The sequence below is a fragment of the Halorubrum sp. GN11_10-6_MGM genome (genome assembly GCF_005435165.1).
Lineage (GTDB): Archaea > Halobacteriota > Halobacteria > Halobacteriales > Haloferacaceae > Halorubrum.
The window spans coordinates 66,297-89,115 of record NZ_SGUC01000010.1; the positions used below are offsets into that span (position 1 = coordinate 66,297).

Genomic DNA, 22,819 nt, shown 5'->3' on the forward strand with positions numbered 1-22,819 from the left:
TCAGGCCATCGAGGCGATGTCGCCCACGGAGTCGGACTCGACGAGCAGGATGACGTGGTCGCCGGCCCGGAGGACGGTGTCCCCGCGGGGCGTGACCAGCTCGTGGTCGCGGGTGATCGCGCCGATGACGAACCGCACGTCGCTGTCGGCGACGATCTCGGAGATCGGCCGCCCGACGAGCCCGCACCCCTCGGTGAGTTCGAGTTCGAGGACCTCCGCCTGATCGTTTTCCAGCACCGCGATGTTCTCCGCGACGCTCTCGTAGGTGAACCGCGTGATCTCCTCGGCGGTCACGGTGCGGGGGTTGATCGCGATGTCGATGCCGATCTCCTCGAAGACGGTCACGTAGTCCGGGCTGTCGACGACGGCTATCACGCGGTCGACGCCGAGCCGCTTCGCGAGCACCGAGATGAGGAGGTTCTTCTCGTCGGACCGAAGCGCGGTGACGACGATGTCGGCCTCGTCGACGTGTTCGCGCGTGAGGAACTCCGTGTCGGTCGCGTCGTGTTCCATCACGACCGTGTTCGGGAGGTTCTCCGCGAGCCAGCGCGCGCGGTCGGCGTCCCGCTCTATCAGCCGAGGCTTGAACTCGCGCTCCTCCAGCAGCCGGGCGGTCTGGTAGCCGATCTCGCTGCCGCCGACGACGACGATCTCGTCGGCGTGATCCGGGGTCGTCTCGGGCGCCACGTCGGTCGCGAACGACTGGACGCTCTCCGGGCTTCCGATCACCACGGCGCGGTCGCCGACGGCGATGTCGGTGTCGCCGCGGGGGATCGTCATCTCGCCGTCGCGGAAGAGGCCGACGAAGGTGAGCGACTCGAACCGGTCGGCCTCCGAGATGGTCTGTCCGGCGACGGGGCTCTCCTCGTCGATCTCGAACTCCGCCATCTGGACGAGTCCGCCGGCGAACGGATCGACGTCGACCGCGGCCGGGAGCCCGATGACGCGGACGATGTTCTCCGCGGTCAACAGGTCCGTACACACCATGAAGTCGACGCCGAAGGCGCCCTCGCTGCCCTCCCACGTGCGGAGGAACTCGGTGCTTTTCACCCGGGCGATCGTGAACCCGTCGCCGAGGGTCTTCGCGGTGCCGCAGGCGACGAGGTTCGTCTGGTCGTCGTCGGTACAGGCGATGACCATGTCGGCGCGGTCGACGTCGGCGGCCGACTGGATCTCCGACGTCGTGCCGTCGCCGGCGATGGTGAGAACGTCGAGTTCGTACTTGAGCTGCTCGGCCCGGTCCGGGTCGACGTCGACGACGACGACCTCGTGGTCCGACGCGAGACTCGCGGCGATGCTCGTCCCGACCTCGCCGGCCCCGATGACGACCACGTGCATGGACGCATCGACCACGCGAACCCACTAGTGGGTTACTATCGACCCCGTGGGAGGCGGCCGACGCTCGCTCACCGCGTCGGGTCCGGTCTCCCCGTCAGTCGCCGCCGAACGAGGAGGGGTCCGTCCACTCGTTGCGCCCCGAGACGGTGCGCTGCGGGAACGGAACCGAGATGCCCTCCTCGTCGAAGCGCGCCTTGACGGCCTTCACGTAGTCGGCGCGCGCCTTCACGAAGTCCGCCCGCGAGGGGTCCTCGATCCAGATCCGCGACTGGAGGCCGACGTAGGAGTCGGCCAGTTCGGTCAGGCGGACTGAGGGGGCGGGCTCTTCGAGGATCGCCCCGCTCTTCTCGCCCTCCTCGACGATGATCTCGCTCGCCTTCTCCACGTCGTCCTCGTAGTCGATCCCGAACACGAACTTCAGGCGGAGCGTCTTCTTCGCGACCGGGTTCTTCACCACGTCGCTCGTCAGGGTGTGGTTCGGCACCGTGAGCAGCTCGTTGTCGAACGTGCGGACGCGGGTGACGCGGAAGGAGATGTCCTCGACGATCCCCGAGTTATCGTTCCACTCGATCCAGTCGCCGATGCGGAACGGCTTGTCGGTGTAGATGAAGACGCCCGCGACGAAGTTCTTGATCACGTCCTGAAGCGCGAAGCCGATCGCGAGCGTCGCCGCGGCCGCGATCGTCGCCAGCGAGCGCAGGAACCCCTGATACCCCGCCGCGCCGAACGCGACCGTGACGCCCGCGAACAGCACGAGGAACGCGACGATCTTCTGGAGCGGGCGCCGGGCGTGCTCGTCGAGCCCCTGCCTGTCGAAGACGCGCTGGGCGAGCGACGTGACGACCGACTTGTAGATGACGTACGTCGCGACGACGACCGCGAGGAAGATCGCGGCGTCGACGACGAGGCCGGTCAGCGGACCGAGGTACGGCTCCAGCGTCCCCGCGACGGCGACGATCCCGACGGCACCGTCCGCGGCGCTCATCAGTGGAGTACCGCCGTGTTGCCGCGCGTCTCGATCAGGTCGGCGCCGACCGCCTCGGCGAGTTCGGCGGCGAGCTCGTCGGTGGATGTTCCGCCGCGGGCCGCCCGGAGGAACTTCACCTTCACCAGCTTGCGGTCGTCGAGCTGGTCCGCCAGCTCGTCGACGACCGAGTCGATCCCGTGTTTCCCGACCCAAACGGTGACGTCGAGGTCGTGGGCCTCCTTTCGCAGTTCCTGGTCGCTCATACGCGGTCGAGTCGCCCGCGCGCATTGAACCTTGAGGTTCGCCCGCGCCGCTCGCGGGAGCGCCGCGAACCCGGCCGTCGCCCTACCGCTCGTACTCGGCGTCGCGCTCCCGAGCGGCGGACCGGTTTCGCTCGGCCCACTCGGCCGCGTCCTCGGGCGTCTCGGTCTCCAGCAGCCGGTCCAGCTTGTGCTCGAACTGCTCGTCGGTGAGGTCGCCGTTGGCGTACCGGGTTCGCAGCCGGTCGAGCGCGTCCGTCGTGTCGTCGGTCGCCTCGTCGCGCGCCGCCGTGTTCCCGCGTTCGACGCGGACGGAGCCGGACGCGGACTGGACGTGAACGGACTCCCGTTGCTCGTCGTCCTCGTCGAACAGCATCGAGACGACGGGGACGATCACGATGTACCCGAACAGCATAAACGGGAGCCACCAGTCGAAGTTCGCGAGGAGGGCGGCGAGCCAGATCCCGGTGACCGTCGTGGCGGCGATGCCGCTGGCGTTGCGGCGGAACCGCTCGCGGAGGGTCTCGTCGTCGGCCATCGCTAGCACGGTCCCCGCCTCGGTACAAAATCGTATCGACGGGCGGGGTCGGCGGCGACCGCGCACCGTCCGCCGCGCCTCGACCGCGTCGGTCCGCTCCCCGCAACCGCGCCGACCGCTTACTTCTCGATTTCGACCGTGATTTCGTCGCGGTCGACCGCGAGTCGGAACGTTGGCACGGTGCGGTAGACGACCTCGACGACGTTCTTCCGTTCGAGGCTGCGGAGCGCCCGCCGCACCGCGTCGACCTCGGGGTCGGCGTCGAACGCCTCGCGGACGGCGTTGAGCACGCTGACGACCGACTGCGAGCGCCCGTCCGGACCGGCGAGCACATCGACGACCTGCGATTCGAGCTCGGGGACGCGGATCGTCTCCGGAACGGCCCCGCGCGCGACCGCGTCGGGCTCGACGCCCGGCTCGACGTCGACGGGGTCGTTCGCCTCCGCCGTCGCGCGGATCAGGCTGTCGTCGTCGCGGTAGTAGTACTCTTTCAGGTGGTTTTCGAGGTAGCCGTGGACCTCGCTGCCGCTCTCCATCCCCCACGCGTCCTGAAGCTCGCCGTTCTTCGTCGGCTGGAGGCGGACCACGTCCGCAAGCCGCTCGCGTTCCTCGTCCGTGAGGCTCATCGGTCCTCGACCGCGCTCGCGGCGCGGACGATCGCCGCCTCGCCGAACTTCGGCCCGACGAGCTGTAGTCCGACCGGCAGCCCGTCGGCCTCGCCCGCGGGCACCGAGATCGCGGGGAGATTCGCGAGGTTCGCCGGTGTCGTGTTCGCGTCCGCGAGGTACATCCGCAGGGGGTCGTCGAGGCTCTCGCCCAGCTCGAAGGGGAGGACGGGCATCGTCGGCGAGGCGACCACGTCGACATCGTCGAACGCCTCCTCGAAGTCCCGACGGACCCACGCGCGGGCGTCCTGCGCCTTGTCGTAGTACTTGTCGTGGTACCCCGCCGAGAGCGCGTACGTGCCGAGCAGGATCCGACGTTTGACCTCGGCGCCGAACCCCTCCTCGCGCGTCTCCGCGAACGACTCGTTCCAGTTGCCGTCCGACTCGCTCCGGTGGCCGTACCGGACGCCGTCGAAGCGCGCGAGGTTCGAGGAGGCCTCCGCCATGGCGATCACGTAGTACGCCTGGACCGCGTGCTCGACGGAGGGAAGCGAAATTTCGGTCGTCTCAGCCCCCTGCGCTTCGAGGTCGGCGATCGCGGCCTCGACCGTCTCGACGACGCGCTCGTCGGCCCCCTCGAACAGCTCCGTGGGGATTCCGACCGTCATCCCCGCCACGTCGCCGTCGGCGGCCGCAGCGTAGCTCGTCGACGGGTCCGCGCCGTCGACCTCGCGCAGGTCCCGCGTGGTCCCGTCGTTGGGGTCGTCGCCCGCGATGACGTCGAGCGCGGCGGCCGCCTCCTCGACGGTGCCCGCGATCGGCCCGATCTGTTCGAGGGAGTTCGCGTACGCGATCAGGCCGTAGCGGGAGACGAGGCCGTAGGTGGGCTTGATCCCGACGACGCCGCAGAACGCCGCCGGACAGCGCACCGAGCCGCCCGTGTCGGAGCCGAGCGCGACGTCGGCCTCGCCCGCGGCGACCGCGGCCGCGGAGCCGCCGGAGGAGCCGCCCGGGACGCGGTCGGTGTCGACCGGATTTCTGGTGGGGCCGAACGCGGAGGTCTCCGTCGTCGTCCCCATCCCGAACTCGTCCATGTTCGTCTTCCCGACCACCGTCGCGCCCGCCTCGGTCAGTCGGTCGACGACGGTCGCGGAGTAGGGCGGGACGTAGTCCGCCAGCATCTCGGAGCCGCAGGTTGTCCTGATCCCCGCGGTGGAGATGTTGTCCTTCACCGCGACGGTCGCGTCCGCGAGGGGGCTCTCGGCGTCCGCGTCGCCCTCGATCGTCGCCTCCGTAACGAAGGCGTTGATGTCGGCCGCCATCTACGACACCTTCGGCCCGACGAAGAAGCCGTCCTCCGTCTCCTCGGCGTTCGCGAGCGCCGCCTCCTGCGAGAGCCCCTCCTCGATCTCGTCGGGGCGCATCACGTTGACCAGGTCCTCCTCGCGCTCGGTCTCGGGGACCTCGTCGAGCGCGTCGAAGTACTCTAAGATGTCGCCGAACTGCGCCGCGAACTCGTCGACCTCGTCGTCGTCGAGCCGCACCCGCGCGAGGTCGGCGACGTGTCTGACCTCCTCGGCGTCGACGGCGGCCTCGCCGTCGTCGGACGCTGCGGTGTCGCTCATACCCGAACGTACCACGCGGGCCGCGAGTAAGGGTTTCGGAAGGGGCCGGAAACCGACCGTTCGCGGTCGGCCGCGCCGCAGGCGTGGCCGCGATCCCGGTCGATCATCTCGGTCGATCGATCGGGGCGCGGTCAACGCACCTGATCGACGAACGCGAGCCAGCGCTCGTGGCCCGCCAGCGCGTCGGCGTGGTGTTCGTCGGCGAACCCCGGGCGCCGGATCCCTTCCAGCGCGTTCAGCGCGCGGTCGATGCCGATCGCCTCCTCGGCGAGCGTCTCGGCCGTCTCGCGGTCGACCGGCTCGGTCTCCAGCCGTTCGACGCGCCGCTCCCGTTCTGTTTCGAGGGACTCGCGGGCCGCCGACACCTTCCGGTCGAGCGCGGGCGGGACGGCGTCGACCTTCCGGCTCTCGACGATGAACGCGGAGAGGTCGACCGCCTCCCCGTGGACGTCGACCTCGTCTGGGACGCTCGCGCCGACGGTCGCGCTCGGGCTGTTCACGCGGTCGAGGAGGGCCTCGCGAGCGTCGTCGTCGATCACTGTCGGCTCCGAATCGCTCATGAAGGAGGGTGGTCGACGGGGGCCGAAAATCCGTCGGCCGGCGGTCGACTCCCCCGAGTCGTCTCGTCGGGGACGCTCGCGCCGACGGACCGGTCGCGGTCCCGCGAACTCACGCGCTCCGTTCACCCTCACGCGCTCCGTTCACCCTCACGCGTCCTCGTCAGCCCGCACCGTCAGCACCGGGACGTCCGAGAGCCGGACGACCTTCTCCGCGACGCTGCCGAGCAGGTACCGTTCGACGCCGGTCCGGCCGTGCGTCCCCATCACGACGAGGTCGACGCCGTTCGCGTCGGCGTACTCCAGGATGGCCGAGTGCGGCGTCCCCGTCTCGACGGCGGTGTGAACCTCGGGCGCCGACTCGCCGTCTCGGAGCCTCGCGGCCGCCGCCTCGACGATCTCCGCTCCCCGGTCTGCGAGCGCGGAGCGCGCCGCTTCGGCGTCCGCCCCCTCTCCGACCATGCCGCTGTCGTCGTCCGGCGCCGGGTCGGCGCCCATGCCCGTGCCCTCGTCAGTGAGGAACGCGCCCGACAGGCCGAAGTCGGCCGCTTGGGAGTCGATCACGTACAGGACATGGACGCTCGCGCCGAACGCGGTCGCGAGCTCTCGAACGTGGTCGGCGACGGTCGCCGCCCCCTCGCTCCCGTCCGTCGGGTAGAGGATCGTTTGGTACATGTCATCACCCGCTAGAGATTCGGCGGCCGGCGTGAAAACGGTGGCGCAGGCGACGGCTACAGCAGGTCGTTCGCGACGAGGCGGTCGACCGCCTCGCGCAGGCGCTCCTCGCTCGCGGCGTAGGAGATACGGGCGTACCCGTCGGCGTTGAACGCGCTGCCGGGGACACAGGCGACCGCGGCCTCCTCGATGGCGGCCTCGCACCACGCCTGGTCGTCGTCGTCCACCGGGATCATCATGTAGAAAGCGCCGTCACCGACGTCGACGTCGACGCCGTGCTCGTCGAACAGGTCGACGAGGAGGTCGCGACGGGACTCGAACGCCGCGCGCATCTCCTCGACCGACGCCTCGGTGTTTTCGAGGGCCTCGATCCCCGCGCGCTGGACGAAGTTCGTCGCGCAGGAGACGGAGTGGGAGTGGAGCTTCCCCGCCTCGCCGACGAACTCCTCGGTCGCGTGGAGGTAGCCGAGCCGCCAGCCGGTCATCGAGTACGCCTTCGAGAAGCCGTTGACCGTGATAGTGCGGTCGGCCATCCCGTCGAGGCTCCCGAGCGAGACGTGGTCGGCGTCGTAGACGATCCGCTCGTAGATCTCGTCGGAGATGACGGCGACGTCGTGTTCCACGGCGAGGTCCCGGACGCCCTCCAGCGCGGCCTCGGAGAACACCGCGCCCGTCGGGTTCGACGGGGAGTTGACGACGAGCAGCTCGGTGTCGTCCGAGACCGTCTCGGCGAGCTCGTCGAGCGCGGGTTCGAGCTGGAAGCCGTGCGGGGCCAGATCGACCCGCGAGAGGTCGGCGCCGGCGAGCTTCGCCATCGCCTCGTAGGAGACCCACGCGGGGTCGAGGAGGACGACCTCGTCGCCAGCGTGGGACGACGTCCCACTGGGTGACGGGTGTGACCCGTCACCCCCGTCGATCAGCGTCTGGAACGTCTCGTACAGCGCCTGCTTGCCGCCGGGGGTGACGATCACCTCGTCGGCGTCGGCGTCGAGGCCGTTGCCGCGGAGCTTCTCCGCGATGGCTTCCTTGAGCTCGGGGACGCCGTTCGAGGAGGTGTACCCCGTGTGGCCCGCGTCGAGGGCCGCTTTCCCGGCCTCGACGATGTTGTCCGGAGTGTCGAAGTCGGGCTCGCCGACCGAGAGGTCGACGATGTCCGCGCCCTCGGCCTCCTTCTCGGCCGCCAGGTTCGATATCGCCAGCGTCGCGCTGGGCTCTACACGTCCGATTCGCTCGGAGAAGTCGTATGCGTCGGTCATTGTCGTGTTCGGAGTCGCCGGTGTCGGTCAGTCGAGTTCTTCCGCGAGGTCGACCGCGGCCGCGGCCGCGTCCGCGCCCTTGTCGATCCGCTCGCGCGCCTCCGCGCCGGACATCCCGGGGCCGCTCACGCCGAAGGTGACCGGAGTGTCCCGGTCGAGGCTCACCTCGGTGAGCTTCTCGGCGGTCGCGTTCGCGATGACGCGGTCGTGGTCGGTGTCGCCGGTGACGATGGCGCCGACGACCGCGACCGCGTCGACGTCCTCGCGCCGCGCGAGTCGGTCGGCGGCCAGCGGGCTGTCGTACGCGCCCGGCACGCTCAGTTCGTCGACGACGACGGCGTCGCGGTCGGCGGCCGCCTCACGGGCGGCCTCGGCCATCGGCTCCGTGACGGAGTCGTTGAACCGCGCCACCACCAGTCCCAGCGAGACCATATCGAAACTGGTGCGGGCGGCGGCAAAGGTCTACCGTTCGACCGCAGGGTTGCCGGGCGAACGCGTTCGGGAGAGTGACCCGAATCCGACGACGAGAGTCCCCAACCCGCATCACGGTGGCGCGTGCCTGCGAGGCCGCTCTGCGGCCGAGCAGCGCCGCGCGAGGGAGTCAGTCGCCCGAAGCGAAGCGAGGGCGACTGACGAGGTTGGGGAGGCGTGAGGTGCGGTCGCTGTGTGGGCGGGACTCGAAGGGGCAGTCGCGAGGCAGGCGCAGGTGACGCAAGCACCACAGGGAGTGAGCGAAGCGAACGACCGAGGAGCACAGCGAGCGTGCGCCTGCCTCGCGACTGGGGCTTCGGTGGTATCCGTGTCGCTCAGTGGTTTATAAACAAAGCCGACCTCGTACAGCCGAGCGACTGGGGCTTCGGTGGTATCCGTGTCGCTCAGTGGTTTATAAACAAAGCCGACCTCGTACAGCCGAGCGACTGGGGCTTCGGCGGTCGCGGTCACGGCGCCAGCCGCGACGCGATCGGATCGCTCCCCTTCGAGAGGACGTAGAGCCCGTAAAGCGTCAGAGACAGGAATCCGATCAATAGCGAGAGAGCGGCGATGAGCCCGATCGGGCGGGGGAACGAGACCAGAGTGCCCGCTTCGAGTCCGATCACGACTCGGCAGCCGAACCAGAGGGCGAACCCAGCGAGGACGTACCGTCTCGCGCGGTTCGTCTCGGTCACTCTGCCGGCGATCAGGAGGAGACAGATCCCGAACAGCGGAATCAACAACGAGATCACGTTCCTCTCGCCGCCGAGCCACGCTATCATCGGGCGGGGATCGTCGCGCCACGGAAATGTGTCTTCGGTCGCCCTCTCGTCGGAGTCGACTCGCCGGCGTCCCATCTCGCGCGCCATTAATACGTCTCCGACGCCAACGTCCCTCCATGACGAACACCGAGACCGCGACGGTCGGCGGCGGCTGCTTCTGGTGTACCGAGGCGGCGTTCAAGGAACTCGACGGCGTCGAGAGCGTCACCTCCGGCTACGCCGGCGGCCACGCCGACGATCCCACGTACCGCGAGGTGTGTACCGGCAACACCGGCCACGCTGAGGTCATCCAGGTCGAGTACGACCCCGACGCGCTCTCCTACGAGGAGATTCTGGAGATCTTCTTCACCGTCCACGACCCGACGCAGCTGAACCGGCAGGGGCCGGACGTGGGGAGTCAGTATCGCTCGATCGTCCTCTATCACGACGACGAGCAGCGCCGGATCGCGGAGAACTACGTGGCCGCGCTCGACGAGGAGGGCGGCTACGACGACGACGTCGTCACCGAGGTCGAGCGGCTGGAGACGTTCTACCGCGCCGAGGAGAAACACCAGGACTACTTCGAGAAGAACCCGACGGACGCCTACTGCTCGATGCACGCGCAGCCGAAGATCGAGAAGGTCCGCGAGCGCTTCCGCGAGAAGGTGAAGGCGTAAGATACGGGACAGAAGACCGTCGAAGTGCCGGTCGCTCACCACGACACAGTTGCAGCTGAGACCGCTGCTTCCACCGAAGCCCCAGCCGCGAGGAGTCGATGCGCTCGTTGCGCTCCTCACTCGGTCGCTACCGCTCCCTCGTTGCGGTGCTTACGTCGCGCGTCTTCCTCCTCGCAGCTGCCCCTTCGAGTCCCACCCCACACAGCACCGCAACCGCACCGCACACCTCCCCAGCCTCGCGGCTCCCTACGGTCGCCGCGTCCCTCGCGCCTGCTGACTCGCGGCCTGTCGGCCGCTCGCAGGCACGCGCCACAGCACCGCGGAGAGACTTCACCCATACTGACTCCAGAGCTTCGGGGACCGCCTCCGTCCCCTTCCGCGACACGCGCCGCCCGGCACAACCTATTCACTCCCGCCGATCGAACCACATCTCGATGAAGATCGGCCTCATCTCGGACGTCCACGCGAACCTCCCCGCGCTGGAAACGGTGCTCGACGACATGCCCGCCGTCGACCGGATCTACTGCGCGGGCGACGTGGTCGGCTACAACCCGTGGCCGGCCGACTGCGTCGAGCGCGTGCGCGAGGTCGCGGCCGCGACGGTGCGCGGGAACCACGACCGCACCGTGGAGACCCCGGAACGCTACGCCGCCAACCAGATGGCCGAGGCGGGGCTCGAACGCGCGAAGGCGTCGCTCTCCGACGAGCAGCGGGACTGGATCGGAGGCCTCCCGCGCGCGAAGACGTTCGCCGACGACCGGTACCTGCTCGTCCACTCGCACCCCGCCCCGGAGCGCGAGGACGCCTACGTCTACCCCGAGGAGTTCCCGAACCTCGACCGACACATGGGCGACTACGACGGCATCGTCCTCGGCCACACCCACGTTCAGGGAGTCCGCGGGGTGGCCGGCGGATTCGTGCTCAACCCCGGGAGCGTCGGCCAGCCACGCGACGGCGACCCGCGAGCCGGGTACGCGGTCCTCGACACGACGGCCGAGGGCGTCGACGCGGTCGAGACCCACCGCGTGAGCTACGACGTCGACCGCGTCGCCGAGGCGGTCCGCGAGGCCGACCTGCCCGAGACGACGGCCGAGCGCCTCTACGAGGGCAGGTAGGTCAGTCGTCGCCGACTTCGATCCCCAACTGCTCGTAGAGGAACGCCCACGAGTCCGTCTGCTCGTCGACGACCATCGAGGTCGGCTTGCCGACGCCGTGGCCGGTCGCCGACTTCGTCCGCAGCAGGAACGGCCCGCCGTCGACCTCGGTCTGGAGCCGCGCCGTCATCTTCCGGGCGTGCGAGGGGTGGACGCGCGTGTCGCTCGCGGCCGTGGTGAAGTATACGGGCGGGTGCGTCGCGTCGGGGTCGACGTTGTGGTAGGGGGAGTACGCGCGGAGGTACTCGAACGCCTCCGGGCTCTCCGGGTGGCCGTACTCCGTCGTCCACGACTCGCCGAGCAGGAAGCGGTGGAACCGCAGCATGTCCAGCAGGGGCACCGCGCACTGCGCGGCCGCCCACAGGTCCGGCCGCTGCGTGACGACCGCGCCGACCGACAGCCCGCCGTTCGACCCGCCGGCGACCGCGAGGTGGTCGGCGTCGGTGAGCCCGGACTCGCGGAGCGCCTCGCCGGCCGCGACGAAGTCGTCGAAGGTGTGCTGTTTCTCGGCCAGCATCCCGGCCTCGTGCCACGGCTCGCCGTACTCGTAGCCGCCGCGGGCGCACACCGCCGCGAACGCGCCGCCGTCCGCGAGGAACGGCAGCCGGAACCGGCCGAACGAGGGGGTGACGCTGTTCCGGAACCCGCCGTAGCCGTACAGCAGCGTGGGGCGGGGGCCGTCGACCTCCGCCTCCTCGCGGTAGCAGACGAACACCGGCACCTCGGCGTCGTCCGTCGAGTCGACGAACCGCTGTTCGACGACGAGGTCGTCGGGCGCGTCGATGTCGACCGAATCGATGCCGACCGAATCGATCGGCGTCGAGTCGGCGGAGCCGTCCCCCGCTTCGCCGGACAGATCCAGCCCGCGGACCGCCGGCGGCCGGTCGAAGCCGGTGACTCCGAAGAACGCCTCGGGTGCGTCGCGGTTCCCGGAGACCCACGTGACGGAGCAGTACGCCGGCAGCGACACGTCGCGCAGGTGCGTCCCGTCGCGGTCGTGGACCGAGAGCCGCGAGTGCGCGTCCCGCTGGCGGTGGACGAGGAGCCGCTCGGGGGTCGGCACGGCCGATCGGAGGATCCCCTCGCCCTCGGGGAGCACCTCGCGGCACTCCTCGAACGAGAGGTCTCCCTCGCGGAAGCGGTCGACGGAGCAGGCGAGCAGCCGCCGTCGGGGCGCGCCGTGGTCGGTCGAGACGAACGCCGTCCCGTCGTGGAACCGGACCGAGGTCTCGGCGTCGGTGTCGGTCAGGACCGGCCGGAGCTCGCCGTCGACGCGGACGTACCACTCGGTGCCGCCCACCATCTCGGAGAAGGCGACCGCGAGCAGCCCGGAGTCGGGGTCGACGGTGACCCGCGGCCAGACGTGCTGATCGTCGTGTTCGAGCAGGACGCTCTCCGCGTCGGGACCCTCGGCGAGCCGGAACCGGCGGATCTCCTTGTCCATCTGGGCGCCGTCGGCCGCGCCGCCGGTGGCGACGTAGACGAATCCCTCGCCGTCCGCTTCCCACGCGAGGCTCCCGGCGTTGACGCGGCCGCGCTCGGGGAGGACCGCGACCTCCTCGACGCCGGCGCCGTAACCGTCGTCGTCCGACGGTTCGAGGCTCGACCGCTCGTCGCTCGGGTCGGGAACCGAGAGGACCCGCACGTCGTAGTTCTCGTCGCCGCCCTCGGTGACGCCGACCGCGACGCGCTCGCCGTCGTGCGAGGGGACGTACCACGCCATCGAGCGCGGCGGGGCGTCCTCGTCCCGGTTCGCCGCCCACGCGTTCGGGTCGACGAGAACGGTGTCGTCGTCGTCAGGCGCGTCGCGCACGACGAGTCGCGCGTGGTCGGCTCCCGGTTCGCGGACCGTCGCGAAGTACCGGCCCCCGCGGACGGCGATCGGTCCGTAGTCGGCCACCTCGACGAGGTCCTCGAAGCGCGGGCGGAGCCGCTCCCGCAAGTCGTCGTCGAGCGCGGCGTCGACGTGGTCGTTCTGCGCGTCGACCCACTCGCGGACCGCGTCGTCGTCGCCTTCGAGCCACCGGTACGGGTCGTCGACGTCGACACCGTGGAGCGTCTCGGTGACGACCTCGCGTCTGGTCTCGGGCGGGGACGACCCCGGAGCGGACTGGCGTGACATACGTTCGCCTGTGGCCGGCGGGGCAAAATCGCTGGGATCGCGGAACCGCCGGGGTCGCGGCGGCCGAGGCCGCCCGTCGGTTCACGGCGCGCTCGACGACGCGAGCGTCACGGCCACAGCCCCGCGACGAACAGGAGGTTCCGCGCGGCGACCGCTAGCGAGAGGGCGCCGACGCCCGCGCACATCAGGGTCGCGACGAACCGCCGCGTGCCGCCGGCGACCGCGACCGGAACACCGATCACGGCCATCCCGACGGCCTTCGTGAGGAGCATCCCGCCGAGGAGCCCGAACCGGGCGATGAACAGCCGGCCGACGGGCGATCCCTCGACGTACTCGCTCCCGGAGAGCGCGACGTACGTCGTTCCGACGTCGGCCGCAGTCCCGACGAGCAGGAGGCCGACAGCGAGCGCGAGGCGAGAGGGCACTGACCGACCGAACGCGGGACGGACGCATAAACTTCCGGGGACGGGGTCGAATCGCGGCGACGCCCTCGACTCGGGTTCGACCGCGTCGAACGCGGCCGAGGTGGCTGGTCGCGGGTCGCGCACACCACGACGCCATTTAAACGGGCGGAGCGCGTATCGCGGGCAATGAGTTCGTCCGACGACGAGTACGAGATCGCGGTGGTCGGCGGCGGGCCGGCCGGACTGACGACCGCGCTGTACGGGGCCCGACTGGGCCACGAGACGGTGCTGATCGACCGCGGCGGCGGCCGCGCGGCGATGATGGCCGACACGCACAACGTTATCGGCGTCACCGAGGAGGTCTCCGGCAACGAGTTCCTCCAGACCGGCCGCGAGCAGGTGGAGTCGTACGGCGGCGCCTTCGAGCGCGGCTTCGTCACCGACGTCGAGCGCACCGAGGACGACCGGTTCCGGCTGACGACGAACGACGCCGAGATCCTCGCTGACCGCGTCGTCCTCGCGACCGGCTTCTCCGACGAGCGCCCCGATCCGCCGCTGCCGCGGACGGGGAAGGGCCTCCACTACTGCCTCCACTGCGACGCCTACATGTTCGTCGACGAGCCGGTGTACGTGATGGGGCACGGCGAGGCCGCCGCCCACGTCGCGATGATCATGCTCAACGTGACCGACGACGTGGACGTTCTGACCCGGGGCGCGGAGCCGACGTGGAGCGACGAGACGGCCGCGCAGCTGGAGGCGCATCCGGTCGACGTCGTCGAGGAGGACGTCTCGGGGGTCGAGAACGACCCCGACTCCGGCTGGCTGGAGGCGCTGGAGTTCGAGGACGGCACCCGACGCGAGTACCGCGGGGGGTTCGCGATGTACGGCTCCGACTACAACACCGCCCTGGCCGAGGGGCTGGGCTGCGACCGCAACGACGACGGCACCATCGACGTCGACGACCACGGCCGCACCAGCGAGGACGGCGTGTTCGCGGTCGGCGACATCACGCCCGGCCACAACCAGGTTCCGGTCGCGATGGGACAGGGCGCGAAGGCCGGTCTCGCGATCCACAAGGAGCTCCGCGAGTTCCCGCGCTCGACCGAGGAGATCGCGCGCGACGGTCCGGTCGGCGCCGACGAGGTGCCCGCTATCCCGCCCCACCTCATGGCGACGGCCGTCGCTCACGAGGGGCACGCCGGCGGGCCGCGAGACGAGGCGGGCGCCGAGGCAGACGCGGAACAGCCCGCGGCCGACGACGACTGAGCGATCCGCTGCGGCCGGGACAGAGCGATCCGCCGCGGCCGCGACACCGACCTTTTTTGATCGCCAGTCTCCGACCGTCGGTATGGGAACCATCGAGGCCGACTTCGCCGGCGAGACGGTCGTGGTCACGGGCGGATCGAGCGGGATCGGCCGCGCGGTCGCGCTCGGGTTCGGCGACGCCGGAGCGACCGTGATCAACGCCGACGTGCGGGAGACGCCGAAGGACCGGGACGCCGAGACGCCCACGCACGAGGCGATCGAGGAGCGCGGCGGCACCGGCGCCTTCGTCGAGACCGACGTCTCCGAGCCGCGGCAGATCGAGACGGCCGTCGAGGCGGCCCGGTCCTTCGGCGGCGTCGACGTGATGGTGAACAACGCCGGAGTCCACCGGAGCCTCGGGTTCCTCGACGTCGACCCCGCGGACTTCGACTTCGTCCACGGCGTCAACCTCAGGGGCGCGTTCTTCGGCACCCAGCTGGCCGCGAAGGACATGATCGACCGCGGCGTCGAGGGGGTCGTCGTGAACACCTCGTCGACGACGGCGGAGCGCCCGGAGGGGAACCACTCGCACTACGCGGCGACGAAGGGCGGCATCCAGATTCTCACGCGAAGCGCGGCGCTCGAACTCGACGGACACGGGATCAGGGTGAACGCGGTCGCGCCGGGGCCGATCGCCACCGAGATCCGCGAGGGCTGGTCCGACGAGGCGAGCGAGATCGACGGGTCCGACGGCCTCCCGTCTCGGGCCGGGACCCCCGCGGACCTGCGCGACGCGTACCTCTACCTCGCCTCCGAGGACGCGAGCTACGTGACCGGCGAGACGGTGTGGGTCGACGGCGGGGCGAGCCTATAGCCCCCGACCGCGGTGCTCCGGATGTGTTCGAACCGGAACCAGACGTGCTCGCTCGTTGCGCGCGTCTGGGAGGGCACAAACTCGGCCGCGATTTCTCTCACTCCGTTCGAGAAATGCGCCGGCCGGGACTCCCGCGAGCGAACGAAGTGAGCGAGTGGGAGTACGGGCGGCGCACGAACGAAGTGAGCGAGTGGGAGTACGGGCGGCGCACGAACGAAGTGAGCGAGTGGGAGTACGGGCGGCGCACGAACGAAGTGAGTGCGCCGGCCGGGATTTGAACCACGGTCGCTCGCTACGCTCGCTCTCTGATTCAAATCCCTCGGCGCATCCTCCCGCACGGACTCACTCGTCGCTGTCGCTCCTCGTTCGCAGTGTGCGGAAGGATGCGCCGGCCGGGATTTGAACCCGGGCCATGAGCTTGGAAGGCACCGCACCGCAAATGGCCTACACAGCCTCTGAAGCGCCAATATTCGGGGATCGGAACCCCATCTCACTTACGACAATAGTGTAAACGCACAGAACTGACATAAAAGTGTCGGTCAAAAGCATACGTTGTTACCCAAAGAACACCCATGTAGAACCACAGATCGCAATACGAAGCGGCTATATCTGTCATCGCCAATTCGGTGGTTATATACATATAGAAACTGATATTTAGATATGGATCTCAACCCACGCCTCCTCGCGTTTCTCGAACACGAAATGAAGCAGATCGTTGAAGATCGCAAGCGTGATCCTGAAGATCGGAGTCATGCTTCTGCCGTGTTAGAACGCATCGAGGGGGAGATAGAGTGGGAAGAGGAACAGCAACTACAGCCCTAAAACGAACTTTCCTCCGGATTTTGGCTTAGTGACTGAGAATAAACATATGATATCTTATCTACTCATACTATCTTATGGTAGCGAACCTTCTGTTAGTTTGATCGAATCTCGATTTAAACAATCGGTATCTTGACAATCCCCGATCAGAAATTCACGGTGGATGGAGAGCAAATCGACTCCCGAGATCGACGCTCTTGCGCTACGCATTGAACGGCTCATCAAACAGAATGAGGAAGTCCTCGAAGACTACGACGAGAACCACACCTCATTCTCTACGGCTCAGGCAGATGTGACGGCTCAGACGCAGGACGTTGACACCGAGGAGCTATTCTCGTGAGCAAGTTCCCTGTTAGCGACCACATCGACGTGATCGAGGGCAACACCCTCTACAAGGAGGACGGTTGGTGGCGCGCGGTCATCCTCTACACGAAGAAGGACAGCTCGAAAAAGAAGCTCGCGCTCTACTGGTGGGTTCACAACGATAGCTGGCAACGCATCGGGAAGTGGCAGGCGGAGAGCAAGGGCCAATGGGAGAAAGAAAAGCAGGCGATGGATAGCTGGATCAGTCGGGCCGACATTTAACGAACGAAATCTGCCTTAGATTTCTTTCACCCACTTGCGGCCGTCGGACTGCTCTTCGAATCCTTCTGTTTTGAGGATGTGTTCCATCGCAGGATGAGTTGCGTTGTTCGTCGTGACCTCAGAAAGCCCCTGTTTCCGGCTTAGGTCGATAAACGTATTGAGCGCCGCTCGTGCGATCCCCTTCTCCTCCCACGCTAACTCAACCGTGAGGTACTCGATACGTCCGGGGTATCCTTCGATGGCACCTACGTGATTTCCCTCAGCACGAATGTTGTATCCCAGAGTCCCTTCTGAGAGAGTCACAGCTTTCGGATCAACTTGATCAATATCTTCGGCAGTAACCATCATTTCTGTATGAATATTGTTTCTATACCCATATAAAAGTAAGTATCAAAGAATTAAAGACCGATCTTTGTCTTTATTTAGATCGTCTATACACCCTGTTCTGATCGTTCTGTGCCTCCCGATTTTTCTGACCTCAGGAGAGAAATTTCGCAGACGAAGCTACCTAAGCCCGCGCTTAGAGGGCGACATAATGTTCTAACCCCATCAGTAAATTATAATTTTTCTAGTAGTATTTGACTATTATAATAAATCTGTTACTAATCGTTGGGATTCAGTCACCGATCTCCACAGACAGCTCGTGAGCCGTTTTGTGAGCCGATATGATGACTTCCCTTCACCGAGAAACAAACGCCGACCAGCGGCTTATCAGGTACTTTAGAATTGAATCCGATACCAACGCCGTCACCCCCTCACTCTCATCGGCATCAGAGCGGGCTACTACTACTGTATATACACTACTGTTGACCGCGGTTATACTCGTGACTGAATCACAGTAGGTCTAATAGTGTGTTCAAACACATCGAGGAGGGGGTTTCTACTCTACACTCTAACTTGTACACTCAACTGATACACTACTCAGTCTGAAGGGGTCATACACAGTAGTATATACTGTAGTGTATGAGGGGGCAGATAATGTGTGATACTTGTTACTTCCCCGTTTAGCAAACATATCATAATTACATATTATATATGAATATGGTAGTTGTTGTATGATATTCTCTGAGGTGTCCTCAAGCAGAACCACATCGTTGTGGTGTAGTGTAGCATGCCACATAGGTAATCATCACCTCCAAACTACTGGCGGCTCCCAAACCCCCACATGGAATCCGACAAACCGCTTCAAGAACTGCCGAAGGAAGACTGATGCTACCATAACTGCCTCGATGGGCCGAAACACGAGACGAACGACGACGGCGATCTATCGAATCTCTCCCGTGCTGACAATCGCATCGAGGCGGGGTAATCATCGTGATCTGATTCATCGTTACCCGAACGACAGAACCCCGCCCTCGATGTGCTGATTCCCATCGGAGAAGCCCACGGAGCGAACGGCGTTGATGGGAGTCTGTGGTCACCTTTTTGATGAGTGGCTGTTTCGAAGGCGATATGCCCGACTCGTCTGCGATTCTGGACTCCCTTCACGGAATCGCGTCACGTCTGGATGAGGATATGAGCGAAAAAGACGTGGAGAATACCTTCCTGAACGAGAATTTCTACACCCTCCTTGGCTACGAGGGAGCAGGCCACGACCTTCGAAGCGAGTGGACGCTTCCTGACAATCGACGCCCGGATTACGTCACGCTCGACAGCAACGAGTCAGTCACAGCTGTCTACGAGTTCAAAACGAGCGGTCGGGAACTCGGCCCTCACGAAGATCAACTGTTCCACTACGTAGACGAACTCAAGGCCGACTACGGCGTTCTCACCAACGGAGACGAACTCCGACTCTACCGCCGAGAGGGTCACTCCCGACTTCTGACGATCTCACTCGAAGACGCGACAGAGAGTGACGCCGCCGATCTCGAAGCGGCCCTCCAAAAGCCTGAATGGGATATTGGCGACCCCGAGAGCGTCACAGCGTTCCTCGACGGCCTCGATGAAGTGGAACTCGACGGCCAACTCGGACAGGAACACTTCTTCGAGACCTTCCGCTTGGAGGAGGACAGCCCCTTCGCCAATCTCGTGACGGCGATGATGGACTTGCTCGTTGAACTCCGCGACGAGCAGGAAGCGAAGTTCGTCAAGGGGGCGTACGACTTTTGGGAAGCCAGCTACGCGAGCGAACCGGACGAGACACCCGACTCGTGGGAACCGTTCATCGGTGGGAAGCAATCACTTCGGGACTTCATGTTCTGTCTGGAGTCCGGTCACGCGCTTCTCGCACGGCTTCTTTTAGCGAAAGCCACCGACGATCACGACTTCTTCCCGAACAGCAAGGGGCTTCGTCGGTACTTCGATGAACTCGGTGGCTTCAGCGGGAACATCGAACTGGACGCCTATCCTGTCGCGGCGAACGGGATGATCGAGGACATGCGGAATCAGCTCGTCCAGAGTCTGTTCGAGGACGACATTTTCATCTGGTGGACTGACGGCTACGGTGAACAGACCGCGAGCCAACACGACAATCCGTACACCCGCTTCCGCGATGTGGCAAAAGAAGGAAGCGAGGTGAGTCGTGTGAGTCCGGCGACTCGCGAGCGGTTCAGTCGCGCTATCGCTCGCGTTTCCTTCGCCGTTCTCAAGTTCGACTTCGCGGAGATCGAGGGCGACCCGCTCGGAGATCTCTACCAGCGGTACTTCGACCCCGAGACCCGCAAGGCCCTTGGGGAGTTCTACACACCACAGCCGGTCATCGACTACATCATGGACGGCGTAGACTACAACGTAGGCGTCTCAGAGGAACGCCTCATTGACCCGTCGTGCGGTTCAGGGACGTTCCTCGTCGAAGCGGTCAATCGCTATCTCGACGACGTGCGCCGGTACAACGACGACCCCGATTGGTCGGAACACCTTACCGAACTATGTACGACGCCGCACATCGTCGGACTCGACATTCACCCGTTCGCGGTGTTGATGGCGCAGATTCGTTTCATGGTTACTATCCTCCCCGAGTACCGGGAGGCGAAGCGAGAGACTGAGAGCTTCACAATCCGGCGGCTTCCGATCTTCCGAACTGACTCCCTGCGGAACGAGCGTAAACTGACGGGGATCGATCTCGGTGACGACGGACAGACGCAGATGACGCTCGACTCGATCACGGAGGACAATCAGGACGTGAAGATTCCCGTGCCCCTCCCCATCGAGGTCGATGAGGACGAAGTGGCCGACTCCGAACTGGAGGACGGCTTCCTCGTCCAGCGGGTGCGGATGCCTAAGTACGATACAGCGAAGATGAACGCCGGGATTCGGAACTTCGGAGAGTATTACGCGGCCCTACAGGGCGTCCTCGATGTGGTGAAATTCCACATGCAGGAGAGTTGGTGGGAGTACGGTGGCGGCCTCGAAGAAGGAATCCATCGCTACACGACTCGTGAGTACGAGGGTGTCGAGGAGTTCTTCGAGCCGTACGTCAACGACATTCTCGCGACGGTTCGCTACCTCCGAGAGGATCACGGTGACGGACGGCTGTTCAAGATGTTCGAGGACAGCGTCCTCGCGCTTGTCGTGAAGAACTACATGGAGTACCAGTACGTCGTCGGCAATCCTCCTTACGTCCGTATTCAGAACCTTCCCGATCAGCAGAAAGCGATCCTCGACGAACTGTACGACTCCACTACTGGGAACTACGATCTCTACTGTCCGTTCTATGAGCGGGGAATTGACTGGCTCGAAGAAGGAACGGGGAGGCTCGGATATATCACACCGAACCAGTTCATGGTGACTGACTACGGGGACGGGCTTCGTCGTGTCCTTCGAGAAGAAACCGCCCTCGATGAAGTGTACGACTTCCGGGATTCAGGCGTGTTCAAGGACGCGACGAACTACCCGGCTATCGTAATTGCGGAAGACGAACCGGACGAAGACGCTCGTGAGGAGAATCAGATTCGGTGTGTCCGGGTGAAAGCGAACGTCGATGAGGACACGGGGAGGGCGTTGGACGAGGAGATCGTCGCCGCTGTGCGCGACCATCGTGGAGAACCGGGGTACTCGGACGAGTTTATCGACGTCTTCGACTTTCCCCAAGGGGAACTTGGCGACGGCTATTGGTCGATGATGCCACCGGAAGAACTGGAAGTATTCCGCAAGCTCGAAAATGAAGCTGACGACCGCATCGAGTCGGTTACTGACGCCGTGTTTCAGGGGATACGGACGAGCGCAAACAAAATCTACATCGTTGACGTACTGGATGCTGACCGGATAGAGTCAGACGATACCGGTGACGTTGTCACCGTCGTTCCCACGGGTGAGTCGAAGCAGTACGAGGTTGAGTCAGATCTTCTTCGACCATTCCTGCAAGGGGACGAAGTGAAACGCTGGCGGGGGGATTGGTCAGGTCTGCACGTTGTTCACCCCTACTTTGCGGAGAAAGACGATCACGGAGAACTCGATGCGGGACTCTACTCGCAGGATTACCTACGGGAGAACCTTCCAAAGACATGGGACTTCTTAACCGACCACAAAGAGGCGCTTGAAGCTCGGGAGGGAGGACGGATGGAGGGGCGTGATGATTGGTACGGCTACATCTACCCGAAGAACCTCGGCAAGTTCGAGAACCCGAAGATCGTCCAAGCTCACATTTCGGAAGATGCGACCTTCATGATAGACGAGCCGGGGACTTGGTACTTCACAACTGCCTACGGTGTCCTCCTTACTGAGCGATTCCGAGAGAATACACAAGAGATCGCTTGCCAGTTGAACTCAAAGGCTCTTGACTTCTACTTCAAGCACATCACGACAGTCAAAGCGGGTGGGTACTACGAGTACCGCTCGCAGTACGTCGAAAAGCTTCCGTGCATAACCTCGGAACCAGATGGGGAATTCACCACCCTGCGTGAACGGGCCGGAGAAATCACAGACAATATCGACTTGGAGAGCAGAACTGACCGCTTCCCTGAAGCCTATCTCGGGGACTTCGACGGCGACCTCGGGTACATCGACTACGAGTGGCAGACACGACGCTACCCGGTAAACGCAGACATTCAGGAAAAAGGAACAGAGGGCCGCTTCGCTGTTACCGCTGGTCGCTCCGATGAGATCTCCGATCCGCTCATGGATCGAGGTGATCGGGAGGAGCGGAAGCTTCGAGCGCAGTATGTTCACGCCGCTGTAGATGGCCGGAACATGAAGAAGGGAGAGGAGCAGACGATTCCGATACCACGTACTCGTGACGGCGTGGAACAACTCATCGAGGGGCTGGAGACAGATCGGCAGACCGTCGAGGAGACAAGTATCGAGGAACTGGAAGCCGAGATCGACCAGACGGTGTACGACCTATTCGACCTCACCGACGAGGAGAGGGAAGTTGTAGAAGAATATTTAGAAGTCTTCTAATTCAATCCAATTCAGCCTTTAGCCAATCGTAGAAGTCCACGACTGACCCAAATATCTTCGTGTCGTACTTTTCCTCCACGTCATATCGGTGTAGCATCCCCGTGAAGAATCGCTCACCAACAACCACATCACAGTACGGAGCGGCAACAGAAAGCGAAGTTATATCGAGAATATCGTTAAATTCGGGTTCTCTCCTATGGAGCGATTCTGTTGAAAATGACAGATTTGACTCGATATAGAAGGTGGGGAATTTGCCATATGACTGCTCGAACGAATACGGATTAAATGTCTGTATGATTAGTCGTCTATAATCGAAGCCGAGCTGTTCACAATAATACTGAAGCCGTGTTAGTATTCGTCGTTCAAAAACCTCGGTGATATACAGACTCCTGTCAGTATCGTCGTCAAAATCTATCTCAGTATCAGTACCTCACAAAGCATCCTCGACTAGCTGTTTCTGAAGCCTGAGTTTTGTATCGAAGCGGTTGTACTGACGGTCTCGACGGGAGAATCACGGACCGATCGACGGGGAGTTGTCGCTGTCGGCGG

24 protein-coding genes are annotated in these 22,819 nt (G+C 65.0%); 9 read left to right on the forward strand and 15 right to left on the reverse strand.

Translation table 11 applies throughout. From position 1 onward, the window contains the following. From trkA to EXE46_RS07300, 12 genes are all read right to left on the reverse strand, one after another. Complete coding sequence (trkA, locus tag EXE46_RS07245) at positions 1-1,338, reverse strand: Trk system potassium transporter TrkA (protein WP_137687757.1); 1,338 nt, start codon at positions 1,336-1,338, stop codon at positions 1-3. Between the two features lie 94 nt (positions 1,339-1,432). Further along, positions 1,433-2,323, reverse strand: coding sequence for a mechanosensitive ion channel family protein (locus EXE46_RS07250; protein WP_137687758.1), 891 nt, complete (start codon positions 2,321-2,323; stop codon positions 1,433-1,435). After that, a complete protein-coding gene (locus EXE46_RS07255; protein WP_137687759.1) occupies positions 2,323-2,568 on the reverse strand; it encodes a YhbY family RNA-binding protein in 246 nt (81 codons plus the stop codon). Before EXE46_RS07255 ends, EXE46_RS07250 begins: the two co-directional genes overlap by 1 nt. A gap of 82 nt (positions 2,569-2,650) precedes the next feature. Continuing rightward, positions 2,651-3,103 (reverse strand): SHOCT domain-containing protein, encoded by a 453-nt coding sequence (locus EXE46_RS07260; RefSeq protein ID WP_137687760.1) that lies wholly within the window; start codon positions 3,101-3,103, stop codon positions 2,651-2,653. Positions 3,104-3,222: 119 nt separating this feature from the next. Then, the gene (locus EXE46_RS07265) at positions 3,223-3,729 is read right to left on the reverse strand and encodes a DUF5797 family protein (protein ID WP_137687761.1); all 507 of its coding nucleotides are present in this window, start codon (positions 3,727-3,729) and stop codon (positions 3,223-3,225) included. Then, complete coding sequence (gene gatA / locus EXE46_RS07270) at positions 3,726-5,030, reverse strand: Asp-tRNA(Asn)/Glu-tRNA(Gln) amidotransferase subunit GatA (protein ID WP_137687762.1); 1,305 nt, start codon at positions 5,028-5,030, stop codon at positions 3,726-3,728. The genes EXE46_RS07265 and gatA overlap by 4 nt, the downstream gene beginning before the upstream one ends. Next, positions 5,031-5,333, reverse strand: coding sequence for an Asp-tRNA(Asn)/Glu-tRNA(Gln) amidotransferase subunit GatC (gatC, locus tag EXE46_RS07275; protein WP_137687763.1), 303 nt, complete (start codon positions 5,331-5,333; stop codon positions 5,031-5,033). A gap of 131 nt (positions 5,334-5,464) precedes the next feature. Further along, the gene (locus tag EXE46_RS07280) at positions 5,465-5,893 is read right to left on the reverse strand and encodes a DUF5788 family protein (RefSeq protein WP_137687764.1); all 429 of its coding nucleotides are present in this window, start codon (positions 5,891-5,893) and stop codon (positions 5,465-5,467) included. A 147-nt stretch (positions 5,894-6,040) separates the two neighbouring features. Beyond that, a complete protein-coding gene (locus EXE46_RS07285) occupies positions 6,041-6,565 on the reverse strand; it encodes a universal stress protein (RefSeq protein WP_137687765.1) in 525 nt (174 codons plus the stop codon). A 56-nt stretch (positions 6,566-6,621) separates the two neighbouring features. Further along, the gene (locus tag EXE46_RS07290) at positions 6,622-7,821 is read right to left on the reverse strand and encodes a pyridoxal phosphate-dependent aminotransferase (protein ID WP_137687766.1); all 1,200 of its coding nucleotides are present in this window, start codon (positions 7,819-7,821) and stop codon (positions 6,622-6,624) included. A gap of 27 nt (positions 7,822-7,848) precedes the next feature. Then, on the reverse strand, positions 7,849-8,253 hold the full coding sequence (gene ribH, locus EXE46_RS07295; protein ID WP_137687767.1) for a 6,7-dimethyl-8-ribityllumazine synthase: 405 nt from the start codon (positions 8,251-8,253) through the stop codon (positions 7,849-7,851). A gap of 506 nt (positions 8,254-8,759) precedes the next feature. Beyond that, positions 8,760-9,074 carry a hypothetical protein gene (locus EXE46_RS07300; RefSeq protein ID WP_137687768.1) on the reverse strand — a complete coding sequence of 105 codons (315 nt, stop codon included), beginning with the start codon at positions 9,072-9,074 and terminating at the stop codon, positions 8,760-8,762. Positions 9,075-9,190: 116 nt separating this feature from the next. On the opposite strand from EXE46_RS07300, the gene msrA reads away from it, so the two are divergent. Further along, positions 9,191-9,730: a peptide-methionine (S)-S-oxide reductase MsrA gene (gene msrA, locus EXE46_RS07305; RefSeq protein WP_137687769.1), complete on the forward strand. Its 540-nt coding sequence runs from the start codon at positions 9,191-9,193 to the stop codon at positions 9,728-9,730. Positions 9,731-10,164: 434 nt separating this feature from the next. After that, complete coding sequence (locus EXE46_RS07310; protein WP_137687770.1) at positions 10,165-10,845, forward strand: metallophosphoesterase; 681 nt, start codon at positions 10,165-10,167, stop codon at positions 10,843-10,845. A gap of 1 nt (position 10,846) precedes the next feature. On the opposite strand, the gene EXE46_RS07315 is transcribed toward EXE46_RS07310, so the two are convergent. Together EXE46_RS07315 and EXE46_RS07320 are read right to left on the reverse strand one after the other, a co-directional pair. Next, the gene (locus EXE46_RS07315) at positions 10,847-13,006 is read right to left on the reverse strand and encodes a prolyl oligopeptidase family protein (protein ID WP_137687771.1); all 2,160 of its coding nucleotides are present in this window, start codon (positions 13,004-13,006) and stop codon (positions 10,847-10,849) included. A 107-nt stretch (positions 13,007-13,113) separates the two neighbouring features. Further along, a complete protein-coding gene (locus EXE46_RS07320) occupies positions 13,114-13,431 on the reverse strand; it encodes a hypothetical protein (protein ID WP_137687772.1) in 318 nt (105 codons plus the stop codon). Positions 13,432-13,596: 165 nt separating this feature from the next. On the opposite strand from EXE46_RS07320, the gene EXE46_RS07325 reads away from it, so the two are divergent. The 6 genes from EXE46_RS07325 (at position 13,597) to EXE46_RS07335 (ending at position 16,933) form a co-directional block, all read left to right on the forward strand. Continuing rightward, on the forward strand, positions 13,597-14,676 hold the full coding sequence (locus tag EXE46_RS07325; RefSeq protein ID WP_137687773.1) for an NAD(P)/FAD-dependent oxidoreductase: 1,080 nt from the start codon (positions 13,597-13,599) through the stop codon (positions 14,674-14,676). 82 nt (positions 14,677-14,758) lie between these two features. After that, the gene (locus EXE46_RS07330) at positions 14,759-15,529 is read left to right on the forward strand and encodes an SDR family NAD(P)-dependent oxidoreductase (protein WP_137687774.1); all 771 of its coding nucleotides are present in this window, start codon (positions 14,759-14,761) and stop codon (positions 15,527-15,529) included. A gap of 146 nt (positions 15,530-15,675) precedes the next feature. Then, a complete protein-coding gene (locus EXE46_RS17605) occupies positions 15,676-15,807 on the forward strand; it encodes a hypothetical protein (protein ID WP_255509494.1) in 132 nt (43 codons plus the stop codon). Positions 15,808-16,189: 382 nt separating this feature from the next. Then, positions 16,190-16,351: a hypothetical protein gene (locus EXE46_RS16790; protein ID WP_158413929.1), complete on the forward strand. Its 162-nt coding sequence runs from the start codon at positions 16,190-16,192 to the stop codon at positions 16,349-16,351. A gap of 160 nt (positions 16,352-16,511) precedes the next feature. Beyond that, positions 16,512-16,688 (forward strand): hypothetical protein, encoded by a 177-nt coding sequence (locus EXE46_RS16795; protein ID WP_158413930.1) that lies wholly within the window; start codon positions 16,512-16,514, stop codon positions 16,686-16,688. Then, positions 16,685-16,933: a hypothetical protein gene (locus tag EXE46_RS07335; protein WP_137687775.1), complete on the forward strand. Its 249-nt coding sequence runs from the start codon at positions 16,685-16,687 to the stop codon at positions 16,931-16,933. Before EXE46_RS16795 ends, EXE46_RS07335 begins: the two co-directional genes overlap by 4 nt. Before the next feature lie 15 nt (positions 16,934-16,948). Here the strand turns inward: EXE46_RS07335 and EXE46_RS07340 are convergent, their stop codons facing one another. Then, a complete protein-coding gene (locus tag EXE46_RS07340) occupies positions 16,949-17,281 on the reverse strand; it encodes a hypothetical protein (protein ID WP_137687776.1) in 333 nt (110 codons plus the stop codon). A gap of 1,104 nt (positions 17,282-18,385) precedes the next feature. On the opposite strand from EXE46_RS07340, the gene EXE46_RS07345 reads away from it, so the two are divergent. Further along, positions 18,386-22,270 (forward strand): Eco57I restriction-modification methylase domain-containing protein, encoded by a 3,885-nt coding sequence (locus EXE46_RS07345; RefSeq protein ID WP_137687777.1) that lies wholly within the window; start codon positions 18,386-18,388, stop codon positions 22,268-22,270. Positions 22,271-22,819: the final 549 nt, after the last annotated feature.

Bases quoted from the DNA above. Each gene is read 5' to 3' on its own strand.
- trkA (WP_137687757.1), bottom strand. From the start codon at position 1,338: ATGCACGTGGTCGTCATCGGGGCCGGCGAGGTCGGGACGAGCATCGCC.
- EXE46_RS07250 (WP_137687758.1), bottom strand. From the start codon at position 2,323: ATGAGCGCCGCGGACGGTGCCGTCGGGATCGTCGCCGTCGCGGGGACG.
- EXE46_RS07255 (WP_137687759.1), bottom strand. From the start codon at position 2,568: ATGAGCGACCAGGAACTGCGAAAGGAGGCCCACGACCTCGACGTCACC.
- EXE46_RS07260 (WP_137687760.1), bottom strand. From the start codon at position 3,103: ATGGCCGACGACGAGACCCTCCGCGAGCGGTTCCGCCGCAACGCCAGC.
- EXE46_RS07265 (WP_137687761.1), bottom strand. From the start codon at position 3,729: ATGAGCCTCACGGACGAGGAACGCGAGCGGCTTGCGGACGTGGTCCGC.
- gatA (WP_137687762.1), bottom strand. From the start codon at position 5,030: ATGGCGGCCGACATCAACGCCTTCGTTACGGAGGCGACGATCGAGGGC.
- gatC (WP_137687763.1), bottom strand. From the start codon at position 5,333: ATGAGCGACACCGCAGCGTCCGACGACGGCGAGGCCGCCGTCGACGCC.
- EXE46_RS07280 (WP_137687764.1), bottom strand. From the start codon at position 5,893: ATGAGCGATTCGGAGCCGACAGTGATCGACGACGACGCTCGCGAGGCC.
- EXE46_RS07285 (WP_137687765.1), bottom strand. From the start codon at position 6,565: ATGTACCAAACGATCCTCTACCCGACGGACGGGAGCGAGGGGGCGGCG.
- EXE46_RS07290 (WP_137687766.1), bottom strand. From the start codon at position 7,821: ATGACCGACGCATACGACTTCTCCGAGCGAATCGGACGTGTAGAGCCC.
- ribH (WP_137687767.1), bottom strand. From the start codon at position 8,253: ATGGTCTCGCTGGGACTGGTGGTGGCGCGGTTCAACGACTCCGTCACG.
- EXE46_RS07300 (WP_137687768.1), bottom strand. From the start codon at position 9,074: ATGATAGCGTGGCTCGGCGGCGAGAGGAACGTGATCTCGTTGTTGATT.
- msrA (WP_137687769.1), top strand. From the start codon at position 9,191: ATGACGAACACCGAGACCGCGACGGTCGGCGGCGGCTGCTTCTGGTGT.
- EXE46_RS07310 (WP_137687770.1), top strand. From the start codon at position 10,165: ATGAAGATCGGCCTCATCTCGGACGTCCACGCGAACCTCCCCGCGCTG.
- EXE46_RS07315 (WP_137687771.1), bottom strand. From the start codon at position 13,006: ATGTCACGCCAGTCCGCTCCGGGGTCGTCCCCGCCCGAGACCAGACGC.
- EXE46_RS07325 (WP_137687773.1), top strand. From the start codon at position 13,597: ATGAGTTCGTCCGACGACGAGTACGAGATCGCGGTGGTCGGCGGCGGG.
- EXE46_RS07330 (WP_137687774.1), top strand. From the start codon at position 14,759: ATGGGAACCATCGAGGCCGACTTCGCCGGCGAGACGGTCGTGGTCACG.
- EXE46_RS16790 (WP_158413929.1), top strand. From the start codon at position 16,190: ATGGATCTCAACCCACGCCTCCTCGCGTTTCTCGAACACGAAATGAAG.
- EXE46_RS16795 (WP_158413930.1), top strand. From the start codon at position 16,512: ATGGAGAGCAAATCGACTCCCGAGATCGACGCTCTTGCGCTACGCATT.
- EXE46_RS07340 (WP_137687776.1), bottom strand. From the start codon at position 17,281: ATGATGGTTACTGCCGAAGATATTGATCAAGTTGATCCGAAAGCTGTG.
- EXE46_RS07345 (WP_137687777.1), top strand. From the start codon at position 18,386: ATGCCCGACTCGTCTGCGATTCTGGACTCCCTTCACGGAATCGCGTCA.